This window comes from Luteimonas sp. Soil_C_16 (genome assembly GCF_057657295.1).
In genome coordinates, this window is record NZ_JBDGIS010000007.1 from 193,951 (window position 1) to 213,381 (window position 19,431).

Annotated in this window: 14 protein-coding genes; 4 read left to right on the forward strand and 10 right to left on the reverse strand. The window is 68.4% G+C overall.

The annotated features are described in order from the left end of the window. Positions 1-36: 36 nt before the first annotated feature. The 3 genes from AC3A5T_RS14170 to AC3A5T_RS14180 are packed head-to-tail and all read right to left on the reverse strand — an operon-like array spanning position 37 to position 5,016. Complete coding sequence (locus AC3A5T_RS14170) at positions 37-2,847, reverse strand: AAA family ATPase (protein ID WP_487629125.1); 2,811 nt, start codon at positions 2,845-2,847, stop codon at positions 37-39. Continuing rightward, positions 2,840-3,562, reverse strand: a complete 723-nt coding sequence (locus tag AC3A5T_RS14175; RefSeq protein ID WP_487629126.1) for a hypothetical protein — start codon at positions 3,560-3,562, stop codon at positions 2,840-2,842. Before AC3A5T_RS14175 ends, AC3A5T_RS14170 begins: the two co-directional genes overlap by 8 nt. Continuing rightward, positions 3,559-5,016: a hypothetical protein gene (locus tag AC3A5T_RS14180; protein ID WP_487629127.1), complete on the reverse strand. Its 1,458-nt coding sequence runs from the start codon at positions 5,014-5,016 to the stop codon at positions 3,559-3,561. The genes AC3A5T_RS14175 and AC3A5T_RS14180 overlap by 4 nt, the downstream gene beginning before the upstream one ends. Positions 5,017-5,142: 126 nt before the next feature. Here AC3A5T_RS14180 and AC3A5T_RS14185 point away from each other — a divergent pair, with 126 nt between their 5' ends. From AC3A5T_RS14185 to AC3A5T_RS14195, 3 genes are all read left to right on the forward strand, one after another. Further along, on the forward strand, positions 5,143-7,188 hold the full coding sequence (locus tag AC3A5T_RS14185) for an oxidoreductase (RefSeq protein WP_487629128.1): 2,046 nt from the start codon (positions 5,143-5,145) through the stop codon (positions 7,186-7,188). A 372-nt stretch (positions 7,189-7,560) separates the two neighbouring features. Then, entirely contained in the window at positions 7,561-8,040 is a 480-nt protein-coding gene (locus AC3A5T_RS14190) for a cell wall hydrolase (protein ID WP_332076412.1), read from the forward strand. A 76-nt stretch (positions 8,041-8,116) separates the two neighbouring features. After that, positions 8,117-8,731: a glutathione S-transferase family protein gene (locus AC3A5T_RS14195; RefSeq protein WP_487629129.1), complete on the forward strand. Its 615-nt coding sequence runs from the start codon at positions 8,117-8,119 to the stop codon at positions 8,729-8,731. 66 nt (positions 8,732-8,797) lie between these two features. Here AC3A5T_RS14195 and AC3A5T_RS14200 read toward each other — a convergent pair whose 3' ends face one another. From AC3A5T_RS14200 to prpB, 6 genes are all read right to left on the reverse strand, one after another. Beyond that, complete coding sequence (locus AC3A5T_RS14200; protein ID WP_487629130.1) at positions 8,798-9,319, reverse strand: hypothetical protein; 522 nt, start codon at positions 9,317-9,319, stop codon at positions 8,798-8,800. 151 nt (positions 9,320-9,470) lie between these two features. Further along, entirely contained in the window at positions 9,471-10,667 is a 1,197-nt protein-coding gene (gene prpF, locus AC3A5T_RS14205; RefSeq protein ID WP_487629131.1) for a 2-methylaconitate cis-trans isomerase PrpF, read from the reverse strand. Between the two features lie 37 nt (positions 10,668-10,704). Further along, positions 10,705-11,226 (reverse strand): 2'-5' RNA ligase family protein, encoded by a 522-nt coding sequence (locus AC3A5T_RS14210; protein WP_487629132.1) that lies wholly within the window; start codon positions 11,224-11,226, stop codon positions 10,705-10,707. Positions 11,227-11,247: 21 nt separating this feature from the next. Continuing rightward, positions 11,248-13,845, reverse strand: coding sequence for a Fe/S-dependent 2-methylisocitrate dehydratase AcnD (acnD, locus tag AC3A5T_RS14215; protein WP_487629133.1), 2,598 nt, complete (start codon positions 13,843-13,845; stop codon positions 11,248-11,250). A gap of 161 nt (positions 13,846-14,006) precedes the next feature. Continuing rightward, a complete protein-coding gene (gene prpC, locus AC3A5T_RS14220; RefSeq protein WP_487629134.1) occupies positions 14,007-15,167 on the reverse strand; it encodes a bifunctional 2-methylcitrate synthase/citrate synthase in 1,161 nt (386 codons plus the stop codon). A 52-nt stretch (positions 15,168-15,219) separates the two neighbouring features. Further along, positions 15,220-16,107 carry a methylisocitrate lyase gene (gene prpB, locus AC3A5T_RS14225; protein ID WP_487629135.1) on the reverse strand — a complete coding sequence of 296 codons (888 nt, stop codon included), beginning with the start codon at positions 16,105-16,107 and terminating at the stop codon, positions 15,220-15,222. Between the two features lie 104 nt (positions 16,108-16,211). Here prpB and AC3A5T_RS14230 point away from each other — a divergent pair, with 104 nt between their 5' ends. Continuing rightward, complete coding sequence (locus AC3A5T_RS14230; protein ID WP_487629136.1) at positions 16,212-17,429, forward strand: citrate synthase family protein; 1,218 nt, start codon at positions 16,212-16,214, stop codon at positions 17,427-17,429. A 4-nt stretch (positions 17,430-17,433) separates the two neighbouring features. Here AC3A5T_RS14230 and prpE read toward each other — a convergent pair whose 3' ends face one another. Beyond that, on the reverse strand, positions 17,434-19,335 hold the full coding sequence (gene prpE / locus AC3A5T_RS14235; RefSeq protein WP_487629137.1) for a propionate--CoA ligase: 1,902 nt from the start codon (positions 19,333-19,335) through the stop codon (positions 17,434-17,436). Positions 19,336-19,431 lie beyond the last annotated feature (96 nt).

Consider the following 19,431-nt stretch of genomic DNA (forward strand, 5'->3'; position numbering starts at 1 on the left):
ATCCAGCGCGGTCTGCGGCACTTCAACCGGGCGCGATCACGCCGCGGCGTCGACAGAATCCGTCCGGTCGCGCTTGAGCACCGCGACCGGCTCCGCCCACGCACTGCCCGCGCGCCGCTTGCTGGTGGCCAGCACCAGGTCCGATGGCTCGAACACGTTGAGGTTGTGGGTGATCGGCGTGGTCAGGATGTACTGCGCATCCGTGCTGCGCAGGAAGCGGCCGACCTTCTCGATGTTGGCGACGTCGAGATGCGCGAACGGTTCGTCGATGAACACGAAGCCGCCCGGCTGGTCCTCGTCGCGCAGCAGTGCGACCAGCAGAAGCAGCGACTTCATCACCTGCTGGCCGCCGGAGGCCTCGCCATCGTCGAGGCCGATCCAGCCCTTGCGGTCGAAATCGAAGCGCACGGTGAGTCCGGCCTGGGCCAGCGCGACATCCTCGTTCGCCAGTTCCGGCATGCCGACGTCGACACCGATGCCGGCGAGTTCGCCGAGCGCGGTCAGGTTCTTGCGGTAGCGGCGCACGGTCGCGCGCAGCACATTGATGTAGGCGCCGCGCGCGTCCTCGGTGAGCCGGCGCGCGCGGTGCAGATGCGCTTCGCGCTTGCCGATCGCCGCTTCGAGTGCGTCGTGGTCGGCGGCGAACTTGTCGCGCATCGCCACGCAGGCGGCGTCCTCGACGAAGCTGCCGCGTGCGAGCCGCTCGTCGATGCGCTCGAGTTCGCGCCGCACGGCGCCTGCGCTTTCGTAGGCCTCGCGTGCCTCGCGCAGCGCGTCGCGCGTGCGCCATGCAGCCGGCATGCGCGCACGGCGCTTGCGGAAATCGACCAGACGCTGCACCAGCGCCACGCGCTCCTGCGCGATCTGGCTGCCGCGGTCGCGCAGTTCCTGCGCCAGCGTGCGCAGCTCGCCCGCGCGCGTGGCGGCGGCAATGCTGCCGTCCTTGTCGCGCCGTTCGCAGGCATCGAGCGCAGCGCGCGCCTCGGTCAGCGCCTCAGCGGCCGCCTGCGCGGCCTCGGCCAGCGCCGGCAGGCGCGACTGCGCATCGGCGAATTCGGCCGCGCGCGTGACCAGTTCCTGGCCGGCGTCGAGACCGAGCAGGCGCGACTGCGCCGCATCGACCTCGCGACCCAACGTGGTCAGCGCGTTCTCGCGCGCCTGGGAGCGCTCCTGCAATGCGATGGCTTCGGCATGCAAGGACGCGAGCCGCGCCTCGCGCGCACCGGTGCCGAAGTGATGCTGGCCGCCGCCGATGTGCCGACCGCCGCGATGCTCGCGCAGATAGCCCTGCGCGGTGATCCAGTCCTGGCCCTTGGGCAGGCGCTGGCCGGCTTCGACATCGGCGACGCGCTGCACGCGGTCGAGCTGACGCGGCAGCCAAGACGGTGGATCGGCATTGAAACGCACGACTTCGAGCAGCGAGCCGCGCGTCGCAGGACCGGCCGGCGCGCGTTCGGCAACGACGAAGTGCCGGTACTGCAGGCGCTCGCCGAGCTGCCAGGCCGCACGCGCATCCTTCGCCGAATCGAGCACCAGCAGATGCCGGTAGGGCGCGAGCACGGCCTCGAGCGCGACGGCCCATTGCGGATCGGCGATCTCGACCAGTTCGGTCAGCACTGCATGGCCGATGTCGGCGCGATCGAGCGCGGCGCGGAACTCGCGTTCAAAAGGCTCGACGACACGCCCGCCGCCTCGCAGCGCGGCGACCTGCGCGGCGATCTCGCCACCGCGCGCGCGATCGCGTTCGGCCTCGAGGCGCAACTCGGCCTGACGACGCCGGCCCTGTTCGACCTCGCGGCTGAGCGCATCGACATCCGCGCCGCCGCGTTCGGCCTGCAGCCGCGCGAGTTCGTCGTGGCGGCGCACCAGTTGCTCGGCATCGCGCGCCTGGTCACGTGCGCCGGTGAACCGCGTCTCGGCCGATTGCAACGCTGCGCGTGCGTCGGCGATCGACTGCTGCAGGCCGGCGCGCGCGTCGATCGATGCCGCGTCCTCGGCCTGCAGCGCAGCGTGCGCCGCATGGCGTTCGCGCAGCCCACGGCGCAGGCCGGTCAGGCGCGGCTTGGCGCCGTCGATGGTCGCGCGCAGGTCGGCCAGTTCCACCTTGGGCGCGATCTCCGCCTCCAGCAGCTGCCGCTGGTTGCGCAGCGCCATGCCGTCCTCGTAGGACCGCACATCGGCGCGCGACGATTCCAGCCGCATGTGCAGTTCGGCCAGGCCCTGCTGCAGTTCGGCGATTTCCTTGTCGATGTCGAACTGCTCGGCGCGGGCGCGCTGGTAGTCGTCCATCACCGCCTTGTCCTCGAATACGTCGAAGACGAGTTGCAGCAGTTCGCGCGGCGAGAGCTGGCACAGCTTGTCGGTGGCGCCCTGCTCGAGCGTCAACACACGGCAGATCGCGCGACTCAGGCCGGCACCGGCAAGCCGTACGCGGTAATCGCGCACACCCAGCCATTCGCCGCCGGCGTCGAGCGCTTCCACCGGCACGTCGCCGGCGACGATCTGGTAATCGCGGGTCCAGTCGCCGCCGCGCTTGCGCACGCGGCAGGCGATCGTCACCTGCTCGTCCATGCACGGGAAGAACGCGCGCCGGCCGCGTCGATCGACCGGGTTGCTGACCACCGCACGCAGCCACGCGAACGGCTTGCCGTTGTGGCGCAGATAGGTCTTGTAATCGCGCGCCATGTCGCGATCGTCGATCGCCAGCAGGGTGCGCAGCGCGTCGAGCAGCGTGGTCTTGCCGGAGCCGTTCGGGCCGACGACGGTGATGATCGAGGCATCGAGCGGCAGGGCGTAGCGCTGCCAGTAATCCCAATGCACGACTTCGAGGCTGCGGAACTCAAACATCGGCCTGTGCCTCCTCGGTCATGTCGGCATCGTGGATCGTGTCGTCCGGATCGTCGACGTCGTCAACGTCCAGTCCCTGTCCCACGCGACTCTCGGCGATCACGTGCGCCAGCGCGCCGTCCATGACGCGGCTGGCGATGCGCTCGTAGTCGAAGGCGAGATCGAGCAGCGGGCCTTCGTGGATCCGCTCCTTGCGTCGCGCGATGAAGCCCTGCCGCTGCAGCGTGCCGAGATTCATGTGGATGCGGCCCTTGCCGCCGAGCTGCGCGCCGAAGTCCGCGAGCAGCGTGCGTTCGTTGACCGGCTCGACGACTTCCGCGCCGACCGGCACCGGTTTGAGCTCGGCGAACATCTGTTCCTGGTCCTGCGACAGATCGGTCTGCTGGCGCGCGATCTGCCGCTGGCGCTTGGGCAGCACAAGCAGCGACCACAGCACCACCAGCAGCGCGAGCGCGTCGCGACTGAGTTGCAGGTTGCTCGCGGCCCAGGCGTCGCCGTGGCCGAACACGTCGGCCTCGTGATGGCGCGCGATGCCGACCGCAACGTGCGCTGCGTAGGGATGTTCGAGCAGGCGCAGGCCGGCGGCCGCGAGGCGGCGGTCGATGTCCTCGCGCAGCTCGGCATCGACCAGCATCTGGCGCACGGCGCGGTCTTCGCGCGGCAGCCAGCGCTCGGCGAGCAGCCGCGCGATCAGGGAAGCGGTGGAGTCGGTCATGCGGTCTTCTTGCGTCGTGCGGGTGCCGGCGAGGTGCCGGTCTCCGCGGAAGGTGTCGCGGCGCGGCGACGGCGCGCGACGGGCGCAACGGCATCGTCGCTGTCGACGTCGTCGGTGACGCCATGCGCGGTCATGTCGGGCATCTCGATGTCGGGCGCGGCCGCGTCGTCGACGCCCGCGGGCAACAAACGCCCGCGGCTCATCAGGGCGACGCCGGCACGGTCGATGCGATCGAATGCCGCGTCGACGCGCCATTGCATCGGCAACTGCGCGAGCTGCGCACTGACGCCGCTGCGGTTCTCCGCACCGGCATCGCCGATCAAGCCAAGCAAAGACAGGCGATACGCGCTGACCGCGAAACTGTCCTGCGGCACCCAGTCGCCGAGCGGCGCGGCCGTGTCGAGCGCGCGCAGCTGGTCGAGCCATTGCGCGGCGTGCGCGTAGTCGTCGGCAGCGACCGGCGCCTGCAGATCCTCGGGCGCCTCGCGCGGCGGCGGCAGGCCGGCCTCATCGGCGGCTTCGCGTTCGCGTTCGACGAGTTCGTACTCGGCGACGTCGAGCGCAATCGGCCCGAGCACGAATGCCGGCTGCGGCGCGATGGTCAACGCATCGGTGGCCATGTCTGCGAGCGCGGCCGGATCGCAGGCACGCAGGAAGCGGTTGACGTCCGAGGACGACAAACCGCTGGCGCCAAGATGCACGCGATGCCGGTCGAGCTGGTTCAAGGCGCGCTGGAACACCGACGCCTGGCGCAACATCGCGCTCTGCGCGCGGCCGATCTGCTGCGCGACGCGATGCGTGGCGACATCAAGATCGTCGTCGGCGGCAATCGCGCGGATCAGCTCGGTGCCCTTCTCCACCCAGTGCCACACCGACTGCAAGGTGTCCGCGGCCTGGCGGATGCGGTGCTCCGAACCGCTGAGCACGGCCTGGTCGAAATCCTCGCGCAGTTCGTTTAGCCGCGACAGCAGATGCTGCAGGTCCGCCGCGCCAACCTTGCCGACGGCCTGGCCGGCGGCGAGCTGCGCGGTGACGTAGGCCAGCTCATCGCCTTCGGCATTGAACTGCACCAGCAGGCCCAGCGCCGACAGCGCCTGCCGGCCGACCGGGCTGATGCGATAGCGCTGGCTGTGCGCGTCCCAGGCCATCAGACCGTTGTCGCGCAGACGACCGATCACCGTGTCGAACTTGACCGGATCGAGCCAGGCGAAATGCTCGCGCAGTTCCTGCGGCGACCAGTCCGGCGCGTCGCCACGTTCGCCGATCGCGCGCAGCACCAGCAGGCGCACCATCACGATCTCCTCGCCGCCATGGAACAGCGTCGAGAACGCGCGCAGCTGCTCGCGCGCCGCCAGCAGCGGATGCAGGTCCGGCAGATCGGCGGCGACGATGCCGTCGCGCAGGTAGTCCTGGAAAGGTTGGATGGCAGCCGTCCCTGGTGCGGGGCGCGACATGTTCAGGGCGCGGCCCGGCACTGGCAACTCTTGACAGCCCGCGCGTGGCCGCCTGCGTCCGTCGCGCTTGCCCGGACGTGGCTTTCCCGGCACGCTGGGCGATCCATACGCACGCGTATCCTGATCATGACGCCAGCCTCCGGCCAGCCCGTCGCCGCTTCCTATCCGCATCTGCTGGCGCCGCTCGATCTGGGCTTCACCACCTTGCGCAACCGCGTGCTGATGGGCTCGATGCACACCGGTCTCGAAGACCGCGCGGCGGATTTCCCCAAGCTCGCACGCTACTTCGCCGAACGCGCCGAGGGCGGCGTCGGCCTGATCGTCACCGGCGGTTTCTCGCCCGACATCGCCGGCTGGCTCAAACCCTTCGGCGGCAAGCTGTCGTGGCGCTGGGAAACGCGGCGGCACCGGCAGGTCACCGAGGCCGTGCACGGCCATGACGCGAAGATCTGCCTGCAGCTGCTGCACGCCGGCCGTTACGGCTATCACCCGCTGCAGGTCGCACCGAGCCGGATCAAGGCGCCGATCAACCCGTTCACCCCGCGGGCGCTGTCGGCGCGGGGTGTCGAACGCACGATCGATGCCTACGCGCATGCCGCGAAGCTCGCCCGCGAAGCCGGCTACGACGGCGTCGAGGTAATGGGCAGCGAGGGCTATCTGATCAACCAGTTCCTCAGCCGGCGCACCAATGCGCGCGACGACGCCTGGGGCGGCGACACCGCGCAGCGCATGCGCTTCGCGACCGAGATCGTGCGTCGCGTGCGCGCGGCCGCGGGCGACGATTTCATCATCGTCTATCGCCTGTCGATGCTGGAACTCGTGCCCGACGGGTCCGCCTGGGACGACATCGTGCAGCAGGCCCGCGCGGTCGAAGCCGCCGGCGCCACGCTGATCAACACCGGCATCGGCTGGCACGAAGCGCGCGTGCCGACGATCGCGACCTCGGTGCCGCGCGCCGCATTCGCCGGCGTCACCGCCAAGCTGCGCCCGCACGTGACGCTGCCGCTGGTGGCGACCAACCGCATCAACATGCCCGACGTCGCCGAGCGCATCCTCGCCAGTGGCGCGGCCGACATGGTGTCGATGGCGCGGCCGTTGCTGGCCGATCCGCAGTGGGTCGCCAAGGCGCGCGCCGGCACGCCCGACCGCATCAACACCTGCATCGCCTGCAACCAGGCCTGTCTCGACCACGTTTTCGCGAACCGCACCGCGAGCTGCCTGGTCAATCCGCGCGCGTGCGCGGAAACCGAACTCAACTATTTCCCGGCGGCCACGCCATTGCGCGTCGCCGTGGTCGGTGCCGGCCCTGCCGGCCTGGCCTGCGCGACGGTCGCCGCGCAACGCGGCCATGCGGTGACGCTGTTCGATGCGGCGGCCGACATCGGCGGCCAGTTCAACCTCGCCCGGCGTATTCCGGGCAAGGAAGAGTTCGACGAGACGCTGCGCTACTTCCGCACACGGCTGGTGGAGACCGCCGTCGACGTGCGCCTGTCGACCCCCGTCGCGACCGACGATCTGGCCGGGTTCGACGCCGTGGTGCTGGCGACCGGCGTGGTGCCGCGCGCCGTCGACTTCCCCGGCCGCGACCATCCCAAGGTGGTCGGCTACGTGGACGTCATCGAAGGTCGCGTCGTGCCGGGCGCGCGCGTGGCGATCATCGGCGCCGGCGGCATCGGTTTCGATGTCGGCGAGTTTCTGGTCGAACACGCGGGCCGGTCGCCGAGTCTCGACGCGGCCGCATGGATGCGCGAATGGGGCATCGATCCGACGTTCGAACAGCCCGGCGGCCTCGTCCCGCCCGCGCCCGCGCCGCCCGCAAGAACGCTGTGGCTGCTGCAGCGCAGTCCTGGCCGCCCGGGCGCGCGGCTCGGCAAGACCACCGGCTGGATCCATCGCAGCACGCTCAAGGCCAAGGGCGTGACGATGCTCGGCGGGGTCGAATACCTCGGGGTCGACGATGCCGGCCTGCGCATCCGCGTCGACGGCGTGGAGCAGACCCTGGACGTCGATCACGTCGTGATCTGCGCCGGCCAGGAACCCCGTCGCGACCTGTTCGACGCCCTCCATGCCAGCGGCACGGTCGTGCATCTGGTCGGCGGCGCCGATGTGGCCGCGGAACTCGATGCCAAGCGCGCGATCGCGCAGGCGAGCCGTCTGGCCGCGCATCTCTGAAGAAAATGCCGTCCTGTTCAGGTTCCGGATTTGATGACGCGGCGGTCGGCTCGAGCGCCACGCGACCGCGATAAACCTGAATAGGCATTGTGAAGTCGGCGGTCCAGCCACACAAATCCCCCCGACGCCAGTGCCCCGCATTCACGTTTGATTCGAAAAACCGGGGCTACCGTGCCGTCACTTCGTTCCGCCCCCTTCGGCGGGACACCGGCCCGACCCGCCTTCTGCGGACTTCGGTGCCCGGGCGATCAAGCGCACCACAGAGTCCGCCGCCCTCCCCAATACGCCATGCCGGTTTCCGCAGTCGTCTGCGTGTCTTCCGTAAGGAGGACGACGACGTGCGGCCCGGCGCAACGCAGCAAGGAGTCGTTGATGAAACTTGAATGGGTGATGTGGCTGGCCTCCGTGCTGCCGCCCCCCGCCGCCGATTCGCTCTGTCTGAGTACGACGGTGTATCTGGAAGCCCGCGACCAGTCCGTCCGCGGACAGGAAGCCGTCGCCGAGGTGGCTCTGCGCCGCCAGGAGAGCGGTCTGTGGGGCGAGTCGATGTGCGAGGTGGTGACCGCGCGCAAGCAGTTCGCGCCGACGATCCTGTCGCCGAACACGCGTCTGGCCAATACCAACGCCTGGACCCGCGCGGTCAGCGTGGCGCTGGAGTCGGAGCGCAACTGGGCGCTGCCGCCCGAGCAACGCCGTCAGGTGGTGCCCGGCGCGAGCCACTTCATGGCCCATGCCATCGCGGCCCCGGCCTGGCGCAGCGCGCACCAGGTGGCGACGATCGGCGACCACACCTTCCTGCGCGTGCAGTCGCTGCGCCCGGCGCGTCCGACCGCCGACAGCGAGCGCGGCTGATCCGCGCCGCGTCGCCGGCTTCCCCGCCCGCGACGCCCGGCGCATGATGGCGGCCCCGTTCAACCACCGGACCGCCATGCGCATCCTTCACACCAAACCCGGCGCCTGCTCGCTGGCCGACCACATCGTGCTGCAGTGGATCGGCGCGCCGTTCGAAGCGCGCGTCGTCGACGCGACGCAGATGAAGGAACCCGCGTTCCTCGCGCTCAATCCCGCCGGTGCGGTGCCGGTGCTGGTCGAAGGCGACTGGGTGCTGACCCAGAACGCCGCCATCCTCAACTATCTGGCCGACAGCCATCCCGATGCGAAGCTCGGTGGCGACGGCACGCCCAAGGGCCGCGCCGAGGTCAACCGCTGGTTGGCGTTGCTCAATGCCGATCTGCACCCCGCGTTCCACCCGTTGTTCGGCAGCACGAAGTATCTGGACGACGCGGATGTCGTGGACCGCACGCGCACGCACGCGATGCAGAAGATCCGCGGCCTGTATGAACGCATCGACGCGCAGCTCGCAGATCGCGACTATCTCGTCGGCACGCGCTCGATCGCCGATCCCTATCTGTTCGTGACCCTGCAGTGGGCCAAGCGTCTGAAGCTCGATCTGGGCGGGCTCGACAATCTGCACGCGTTCGATGCGCGCATGCGCGCCGACGATGGCGTCCGCGCGGCAATGACCACCGAAGGCTTGATCTGATCGATCCGTCGAACTGGCGCGTCGCATCCTGCGGCGCGCCGGTTCGATGTGCTGCGGTGGGCCTGCTTACGCTGCGCCTGCGCCTGCGCCGGTGTCCGCCGCGGCGCGTATGCCTGCAATGATCTCCGCGGCCACACGCGCATCGCGCGCCTTGGTGAGCGCCGTCTGCAGCATCGGCAACAGGGCTTCGAGCGCGGCCGCATCGTCGGCGCGTTCCAGCTTGAGCTGGGTGAGATAGCCGCCGACGAGACCGAGATGCGCGCGCGTCGCATCGTTCATCAGTGCATAGAGAATAAGATGGCGTTGCGCATCGCTGTCGCTGCGCGCTTCGTGGATCGACGCTGCAGCATCGGCTGGATGCGCGGCGCCTGCGCCCGATGCGGTGACCAGCCCGAGCGCCGCCAGTTGTTCGAGTGCATCGGCCGGCGCATGCAGCCGGCGCGCGATGGCATCGAGTTCCAGCGCGCCGCGTTGACCGTCGACGAGCAACAGCAGCGAGCGCAGTGCAGCCGGCAGGCGCTGCGCTCGCGTTTCGATTTCCGCCCGACCCGCGTCGGTCTTCGCGGGTATCGCGATCGCGATCTCCATCGCTTCGTCCCCTTCCACTGACGGCGTGGCCGTCCCCCGCATGGACCCTTGCACGCGGGAAGGCCTGGAACCAGTCAGACCAAGGTCGAAACCGCGACGCGCGACACGTTCGCCGCGAATGGCTTTCGACGCGCCTGCGGCGCTGCAGGGATCAGCGCAGGGTGTCGCCGGGCACGCGGATCGCACCCTCCATCAGCACGCGCGCCGAGCGCGACATGATCGCCTTCGAGACGGTCCACTGTCCGTCGACCTCGATCGCCTCCGCGCCGACGCGCAGCGTGCCCGAGGGATGCCCGAAGCGGACCGACGTGCGTGCACCACCGCCCGCGGCCAAATTCACCAGCGTGCCGGGAATCGCCGCCGCCGTGCCGATCGCGACCGCCGCCGTGCCCATCATCGCGTGGTGCAGCTTGCCCATCGACAGCGCGCGCACCAGCAGGTCGATATCGCCGGCGGCGATCACCTTGCCGCTCGAGACCACGTGATCGCGCGGCGGCGCGACGAACGCGACCTTCGGCGTGTGCTGGCGCTTCGACGCCTCCGACACATCCTTGATCAACCCCATGCGCACGGCGCCGTGTGCGCGGATCGTCTCGAACATCGCGAGCGCTTCGGCATCGCCGTTGATCGCATCCTGCAGTTCGGTACCGGTGTACCCGATCGAGGCGGCGTCGACGAAGATCGTCGGGATGCCGGCATTGATCAGCGTCGCGCGCAGCGTGCCGACGCCCGGCACTTCGAGATCGTCGACGAGATGGCCGGTCGGGAACATCGCACCACCGCCGTCGCCCTCGCCCTCGTCGGCGGGATCGACGAACTCCAGCACGATCTCCGCCGCCGGGAACGTCACGCCGTCGAGTTCGAAATCACCGGTTTCCTGCACCTGCCCGTCCGCCACCGGCACGTGCACGATGATGGTCTTGCCGATGTTCGCCTGCCAGACGCGCACCGCGACGGTGCCGTCGTGCGGAATGCGCGCCGGATCGATGAAACCGTTGGCGATCGCGAACGGACCGACTGCGGTGCTGAGGTTGCCGCAGTTGCCGCTCCAGTCCACGAACGCGCTGTCGATCGACACCTGGCCGTAGAGATAGTCGACGTCGTGATCCGGCACCGACGCCGGCCCGATGATCACGCACTTGCTGGTCGACGAGGTCGCGCCGCCCATGCCGTCGGTGTGTTTGGCATAGGGATCGGGCGAGCCGATCACGCGCATCAGCAATGCGTCGCGTGCGGGACCGGGCACCTGTGCGGCGGCAGGCAGGTCTTCGAGGCGGAACAACACGCCTTTCGACGTGCCGCCGCGCATGTAGGTCGCGGGTATGCGGAGTTGGGGGCTGTAGGCCATGGGATCCGTCGAACGTGTTGGCGCGAATTGAGAACACTCAGAAGAGTGCGGTTTGTCTCGGAGACTTGAGTGGCCAGCGGTACAACGTGTCGTAGCCGTACTCCGCTCGCGCACCAGCACGGACAAGTTCGATTTGGGTGACCGGCCAGGCAATCGGCTCGATCTCGAAGCTTTCCGTTGGTGAAGCACCGACGCCGTAAGCAAGCGTCATATGCGCGGTGTGACCTACGACATCCAGTCCTTCGCAACGCAATTCAGCCTGGACGAGATCGCGTAGTTCCAGAAACTGCGGCACGTCGCCTCGTGGCAAGAGAACCCAATTCCCACCGTCACCACTATTCCTGATCCTGTTGTAGACGAACTCGAACGCATGCGCGCTGAGCCTGTTCCCCACGCGCCGCAATGCTGCGAGGTTCACTTCCGTATCCTCGAACTTAAGTGACACCGATTGGTGCAGGCGCGCCCGCGTCACGAGTTTTCCGCTCATCCGGCCGGCTAGCGCCTTCTCCTGCACGCAGAGGATGATCTCGTCGCCGATGTCGGCAGGAGGGCGCAGCATGAGTATCAGTCCACGCATCTGTCAGGCCGCCTTCGAAGACTCCAGAAAATCCTGCGCAAACCGCTGCAGCACGCCACCTGCTTCGTAGATCGAGACTTCTTCGGCGGTATCGAGACGGCAGATCACCGGCACCGACAGCTGGGTGCCGTCTTTGCGGTGGATCACCAAGGTGAGCATCGCGCGCGGGGTGCGGTCACCGGTGACGTCGAAGGTTTCGGTGCCGTCGATGCCGAGCGTCAGGCGGGTCACGCCGGGCTGGAATTCCAGCGGCAGCACGCCCATGCCGATCAGGTTGGTGCGGTGGATGCGCTCGAAACCTTCGGCAACGATCGCTTCCACGCCCGCCAGACGCACGCCCTTGGCCGCCCAGTCGCGCGAGCTGCCCTGGCCGTAGTCGGCGCCGGCGATGATCACCAGCGGCTGCTTGCGGTCCATGTAGGTCTCGATCGCTTCCCACATGCGCACGACCTGGCCTTCCGGCTCGATGCGCGCCAGCGAGCCTTGGCGCACGGTGCCGTCGACGATCGCCATCTCGTTGACGAGCTTCGGATTGGCGAACGTGGCGCGCTGCGCGGTCAGATGGTCGCCGCGATGGGTGGCGTAGGAATTGAAGTCCTCTTCCGGCACGCCCATCTTCGCGAGGTACTCGCCGGCCGCGCTGTCGGCCATGATCGCGTTCGACGGCGACAGGTGATCGGTGGTGATGTTGTCGCCGAGCACCGCGAGCGGGCGCATGCCGGTCAGCGTGCGCGCGCCGGCCAGCGCACCTTCCCAGTACGGCGGACGGCGGATGTAGGTGCTCATCTCGCGCCAGTCGTAGAGCGGCGCAACGCGCTCGCCCGTATCGACGTGCAACTTGAACATCGGGCCGTAGACGGCGCGGAATTGTTCGGGCTTGACGCTGGCCTTGACCACCGCGTCGATTTCTTCATCGGACGGCCAGAGATCCTTGAGCGTCACCGCGTTGCCGTCCTGATCGATGCCGAGCACGTCCTTCTCGATGTCGAAGCGCACGGTGCCTGCAATCGCATACGCGATGACCAGCGGTGGCGACGCGAGGAAGGCCTGCTTGGCGTAGGGATGGATGCGGCCGTCGAAGTTGCGGTTGCCGCTGAGCACGGCGGTCGCGTACAGATCGCGGTCGATGATCTCCTGCTGGATCGCCGGATCCAGCGCACCGCTCATGCCGTTGCAGGTGGTGCAGGCGAACGCGACGATGCCGAAACCGAGCTGCTCGAGATCCGGCAGCAGGCCGCTCTCTTCGAGATACAGCTGCACGGCCTTGGAACCCGGCGCGAGTGAACTCTTGACCCATGGCTTGCGCGTCAGGCCGCGCGCATTCGCGTTGCGCGCCAGCAGCGCGGCGGCGATGACGTTGCGCGGGTTCGAGGTGTTGGTGCAGCTGGTGATCGCGGCGATGATCACCGCGCCGTCGGGCATCGTGCCCTCGGTCGGCATCTCCCACGCGCCGGCGATGCCGCTGGCGGCGAGATCGCTGGTCGCCACGCGCTTGTGCGGGTTCGACGGGCCGGCCATGTTGCGGACCACGCTCGACAGGTCGAAGTGCAGCGTGCGCACGTACTCGGCGCTGGCCAGCGCATCGGCCCACAGGCCGGCGGCCTTCGCGTAGGTTTCGACCAGTGCGACCTGCGTGTCCTCGCGGCCGGTCAGGCGCAGGTAGTCGAGCGTGTTGTCGTCGATGAAGAACATCGCCGCGGTCGCGCCGTACTCGGGCGCCATATTGGAGATCGTCGCGCGATCGCCGACCGACAGCGCAGCTGCGCCGGGACCACGGAATTCCAGATACGCACCGACCACCTTCGACTTGCGCAGGAACTCGGTCAGCGCCAGCACGACGTCGGTCGCGGTGATGCCGGGGCCGGGCCGGCCTGCCAGTTCGACGCCGACGATCTCCGGCGTGCGCATCCACGACGCGCGGCCGAGCATGACGTTCTCGGCTTCGAGACCACCGACGCCGATCGCGATCACGCCCAGCGCATCGACGTGTGGCGTGTGGCTGTCGGTGCCGACGCAGGTGTCCGGAAACGCGACGCCGTCCTGGACGTAGACCACCGGCGACATCTTCTCCAGATTGATCTGATGCATGATCCCGTTGCCCGGCGGAATCACCTCGACGTTGTGGAACGCGAGTTTGGTCCAGTCGATGAAGTGGAAGCGGTCGGCATTGCGGCGGTCTTCGATCGTGCGGTTCTTGGTGAATGCATCCGGGTCATAGCCGCCGCATTCCACCGCCAGCGAGTGGTCGACGATCAGCTGCACCGGCACGACCGGATTGACCTTCGCCGGATCGCCGCCCTGGTCGGCGATCGCATCGCGCAGACCGGCCAGATCCACCAGCGCGGTCTGGCCGAGGATGTCGTGACAGACCACGCGCGCCGGATACCACGGAAAGTCGATGTCCTGCCGCAGTTCGATCAGCTGCCGCAGCGCGTCGTCGAGCTGCGCGGGCTCGCAGCGCCGCACCAGATTCTCGGCGTGCACGCGTGCGGTGTAGGACATGCGGTCGTACGCGCCGGGTACGAGCGCGTCGACGGCCGCGCGCGCGTCGAACCAATCGAGTTGCGTGCCGGGAAGGGGTTTGCGGTGCTGGCTGTTCATGGCTGGCTGTCTGGAAAAAAGAGAGTGTCTAACGCTCGTCATTCCCGCGCAGGCGGGAATCCAGGGACTTTCATCGATCTGAGCAACGTCCTTGGATTCCCGCCTGCGCGGGAATGACGGACCGTGGGTCCCGCGTGTGCGGGGACCAATGCAGGACGGCGTTACTTGCGCTCGGCGATCGGCACGAACGCCTGGTCCTCTGGACCTGTGTAGTGCGCGCTCGGGCGGATGATCTTGCCGTCGATGCGCTGCTCGATGACGTGCGCGCTCCAGCCGGCGGTGCGGGCGATGACGAACAGCGGCGTGAACATCGCCGTCGGCACGCCCATCATGTGGTAGCTCACCGCGCTGAACCAGTCGAGGTTCGGGAACATCTTCTTGATGTCCCACATCACCGTCTCCAGGCGCTCGGCGATGTCGTACATCTTGCGGCTGCCCGCCTCTTCCGAGAGTTCCTTCGAGACCTGCTTGATCACCTCGTTGCGCGGGTCGCTGACGGTGTAGACCGGATGGCCGAAGCCGATGATCACTTCCTTCTTCTCCACGCGCGCCTTGATGTCGGCTTCCGCTTCGTCCGGCGTGTCGTAGCGCTTCTGCACTTCGAAGGCGACTTCATTCGCGCCGCCGTGCTTGGGGCCACGCAGCGCGCCGATGCCACCGGTGATGCACGAGTACATGTCGCTGCCGGTGCCGGCGATGACGCGACTGGCGAAGGTCGACGCGTTGAACTCGTGCTCCGCGTACAGGATCAGCGAGGTGTGCATCGCCTTGACCCAGGACTCGCGGGGCTCATGCCCGTGCAGCAGATGCAGGAAGTGCCCGCCGATCGAATCGTCGTCGGTCTCGACATCGATCGCGCGACCGTTGTGGCTCCAGTGATACCAGTACAGCAGCATCGAACCGAGCGACGCCATCAGCTTGTCGGCAATGTCGCGCGCGCCCGGATGGTTGTGGTCGTCCTTCTCCGGCTGCACGCAGCCGAGCACCGACACGCCGGTGCGCATGACGTCCATCGGATGCGCCGACGGCGGCAGCTCCTCGAGCGCGGCCTTCACCGCCGCCGGAATGCCGCGCAGGGACTTCAGCTTGGCCTTGTATCCGCGCAGTTCCGCTTCGGTCGGCAGCTTGCCGTGGACCAGCAGGTAGGCGATTTCCTCGAACTCGCTGGTGCGCGCGAGATCGAGAATGTCGTAGCCGCGGTAGTGCAGGTCGTTGCCGCTGCGGCCGACGGTGCACAGCGCGGTGTTGCCGGCGGCCGTGCCGCTGAGCGCGACGGACTTCTTCGGCTTGAAGCCGGGGGCGGTGGTGGCGGTGTCGCTCATCTGGAATCTCCGTTGGATGCCCGCGGGCACGGATGGAAAGATCGGGACTCGGTTACTGCTTGTTCGATGCGAACAGCGCGTCCAGCCGCTGCTCGAAGGCGTGATAGCCGATGCGCTCGTAGAGTTCCTCGCGGGTCTGCATCGCGTCGACGACGCTCTGCTGGTGGCCGTCGCGGCGCACGGCGGCGTAGACGTTCTCGGCGGCCTTGTTCGCGGCACGGAATGCCGACAGCGGGAACAGCTGGATCGCGACACCGGCCGAGGCCAGCTCGTCGCGGGTGAACAGCGGCGTCTTGCCGAACTCGGTGATGTTGGCGAGCAGCGGCACCTTGACCGCATCGACGAAGCGGCGATAGGTGTCGAGGTCGTAGGCGGCCTCGGCGAAGATGCCGTCGGCGCCGGCTTCGACACACGCGACCGCGCGTTCGATCGCGGCATCGACGCCATCGACCTGGATCGCATCGGTGCGCGCGATCAGGAAGAAGTCGGGATCGGTCTTCGCATCGGCCGCGGCCTTGACCCGGTCGACCATCTCGCCCTGCGACACGATCTCCTTGCCCGGACGATGGCCGCAGCGCTTGGCGCCGACCTGGTCTTCGATATGGCACGCCGCCGCGCCGGCCTTGATCAGCGACTTCACGGTGCGCTCGATGTTGAAGGCGCTCGCGCCGAAGCCGGTGTCGATGTCGACCAGCAGCGGCAGATCGCAGACGTCGGTGATGCGGCGCACGTCGATCAGCACGTCTTCGAGCGTGTTGATGCCCAGATCCGGCAGACCCAGCGAGCCCGCGGCGACGCCGCCACCCGACAGATAGATCGCCTGGAAGCCGGCGCGCTTGGCCAGCAGTGCGTGGTTGGCGTTGATCGCGCCGATCACCTGCAGCGGCGATTCGGCGGCGAGCGCGGCGCGGAATTTCGCGCCTGCGGAAAGCGTGGTCATGGGTGCGACTCCGGAGCTGCGGTGTACCGCGATGGCGTGCAATCTGGCACCATCCGAATGGTTGATCAATCTTGATCGAATCAATCAATACATCGGGATTCACTGTGAATGCGAACGATGGCGACCTGATGTCCGCCGCCGAAGCCTGCGCGGCGCTCGGCATCAGTACCGCGACGCTCTACGCCTACGTCAGCCGCGGCCTATTGGAATCGCGCCCCGGCGCCGACCATCGCAGCCGCGTGTACCTGCGCCAGGACGTCGAGCGTCTGACCCAGCGCAAACGCGCCGGCCGTGGCGCAGCGCGCGGTGCGGCGCAGAGCCTCGACCGCGGCCTGCCGGTGATGGAAACGCGGATCTCCCTGATCCGGCCCGACAGTCCGTATTACCGCGGACGTTCCGCGGTCGCGATGGTCCGCAGCGGCGCCACGCTCGAAGACACCGCGCGGCTGTTGTGGGATTGCGGCGATGCCGATCCCTTCGACGCCGCGACCGGCGACTGGCCCGCGCGCGTCGCCGCGATCGCCGGCGATGCCACCCTACCGCCGATCGAACGTGCGATGGCCGCGATCCCGCTGCTCGCACCGGACCTGCGGCATTCGCTGAGCGCCGCGCCTACGGCCAAGCGCGGCGTCGCGGCCACATTGCTGCGCCAGAACGCGGCGTTGCTGGTCGCCGGCACGCCGGATGCGCGCCCCGTCCACGTACTGCTCGCCGATGCATGGCGTCCCGGCGACGCGGCGTTCGCCGATCTCGTGCGCGCGGCGCTGGTGCTGTGCGCGGACCACGAACTCAACGTGTCCGCCTTCGCCGCGCGTGTGGTCGCGTCCACCGGCGCGCATCTGCATGCAACCGTATGCGCGGGACTCGCCGCGCTGTCGGGTCCGCGCCATGGCGGCGCGACCGCGCGTGCGCACGCGCTGATCCGCGAGGCCTGCGATGCGCCCTCGCCCGCTGCCTTCGTCGCCGAGCGCTGGCAACGCGGCGACGACCTGCCCGGCTTCCATCACGTGCTGTATCCCGACGGCGATCCGCGGGCGGCCGAAGTGCTGGCGATGCTGCGCGCCCGTCATGCGGGCGATGCACGCATGCAGCAAGTCGAAGCGGTGCTCACCTCCGCGGCCGAGACCAGCGGCCGCCATCCCAACATCGACGGCATGCTCGCGGCGATCTGTTTCGTGCACGGACTGCCGGCCACGCCGGCGCTGTGCATGTTCGCCGCCGGCCGGCTCGCCGGCTGGCTGGCGCACGCGCTGGAGCAGCAGGAACTCGGCATGCTGATCCGCCCGCGCGCGCACTACACCGGCGTTGCGCCGGCAGATTAAAGGCTCAGCCGGCGTCTGCGCCCCGCGCGAGAACGCGGCGCACTTCCTCCAGCGCATTCGGATCGTCGAGCGTCGAGAGATCTCCCGGATCACGTGATTCCGCCAGCGCCTGCAGCGAACGCCGCAACAACTTGCCCGAGCGCGTTTTCGGCAGCGCGTTGACCACGTAGACCCGCGCCGGCCGCGCGACGGCGCCGAGCTGGTCGGTGACGGTGCGCATCATCTCGCCCGCGGTCGCGTGCTGCGCGTCCGCATCCGCCGATGCCTGCTTGAGCGTCACGAACACGATCGGCACCTGGCCTTTCAGTTCGTCGGCGACGCCGATCACCGCGGCCTCGGCGACGGCCGGATGGCTCGACACCGATTCCTCGATCTCGCGCGTGCCCAGGCGATGGCCGGCGACGTTGATGACGTCGTCGGTGCGGCCGAGGATGAAGGTGTAGCCGTCCTCGTCCTGGATCGCCCAGTCCAATGAGCTGTAAACGAGCTCCTTGAAGTGCGAGAAGTAGCTCGACAGGAAGCGCTGATCGTCGTTCCACACCGTGGTCATGCAGCCGGGCGGCAGCGGCGGCTGGATCACCAGCACGCCCTTGGTGCCGGGCGGGACGCGTTCGCCGGTGGCTTCGTCGATCACGCGCAGGTCGTAGCCCGGCGTCGGCAGTCCGGGCGAGCCGAATTTCACCGGCTTGAGCTCGACGCCCGGCATCAGCGCCAGCACCGGCCAGCCGGTTTCGGTCTGCCAATAGTTGTCGATGATCGTCGTACCGCCGAGGCCGGTGCTGATCCAGTTCGCAGTGGGCTCGTCCAAGGGCTCGCCGGCGAGGAACAGGTACTGCAGCTTCGACAGGTCGTACTGCTTCAGGAATTTCGGGTCCTGCTTCTTCAGCACGCGCACTGCAGTCGGCGAGGAGAACATCGTGCGCACGCCGTAGTCGGCGCAGATCTTCCACCAGATGCCGCCGTCGGGATGGATCGGCAGGCCCTCGTAGAGAATCACCGTCGCGCCTGCGATCAGCGGGCCGTAGACGTTGTACGAATGCCCGACCGCCCAGCCCACGTCGGACGTGGTGAACATCACCTGCCCGGGACGGATGTCGTAGATCGACCACATCGACAACGCCATCGCGACCGCGTAGCCGCCGACGTCGCGCTGCACGCCTTTCGGCTTGCCGGTGGTACCGGAGGTGTAGAGCAGATAGCTCGGTTCGTTGGACTCCAGCCATGCCACCGGCACATCGGTGCCGGCGTGCCGCGCGCGGAGCGTCGCGTAATCGACGTCGCGCCAGTCGACGCGCGCATAGCCGGGATCGAGCCCGCGATCGACGATCAGCACATGCGGCGGTGGGGACTGCGCTTCCTCGCACGCGGCATCGACCAGCGGCTTGTACGGAATGACCTTGCCGCCGCGACTGCCTGCGTCCGCGGCGATCAGCAGCGCGGGCTTCGCATCGTCGATACGCAGCGCGAGGTTGTGCGCGGCGAAACCGCCGAAGACCACCGAGTGCACTGCGCCGATGCGCGCGCAGGCCAGCATCGCGAACGCGGCCTCGGCCATGTTCGGCATGTAGATGACGACGCGGTCGCCGCGCCCGACGCCGAGCGCTTTAAGTACTGCAGCGAAATCGTTGACCTCGCGATACAGCTGCGCGTAGGTGATCTCGCGCGTCTCGTTCGTTTCGGTCGAGATCGCGACGAGCGCCAGCTGGTCGCCACGCGCGTCGAGATGCCGGTCGACGGCGTTGAAACACAGATTGGTCTCGCCACCGACGAACCACCGACGGAATGGCGGATTCGAGTAATCGAGGATGCGCTCGGGCGCCTTGTGCCAGTGGATCGCCTGCGCCTGCTCGCCCCAGAACCCTTCGGGATCTTCGATGGAGCGGCGGTGGAATTCCTCGTAGCCCATGACGACCTCCCGGATGCGACGACTTCCCGCAGCATAGTCCTGCGCCTGGAGACTGGCCTCCAGACCTTCGTCGCATGCGCGATGCGGGACCGCTCT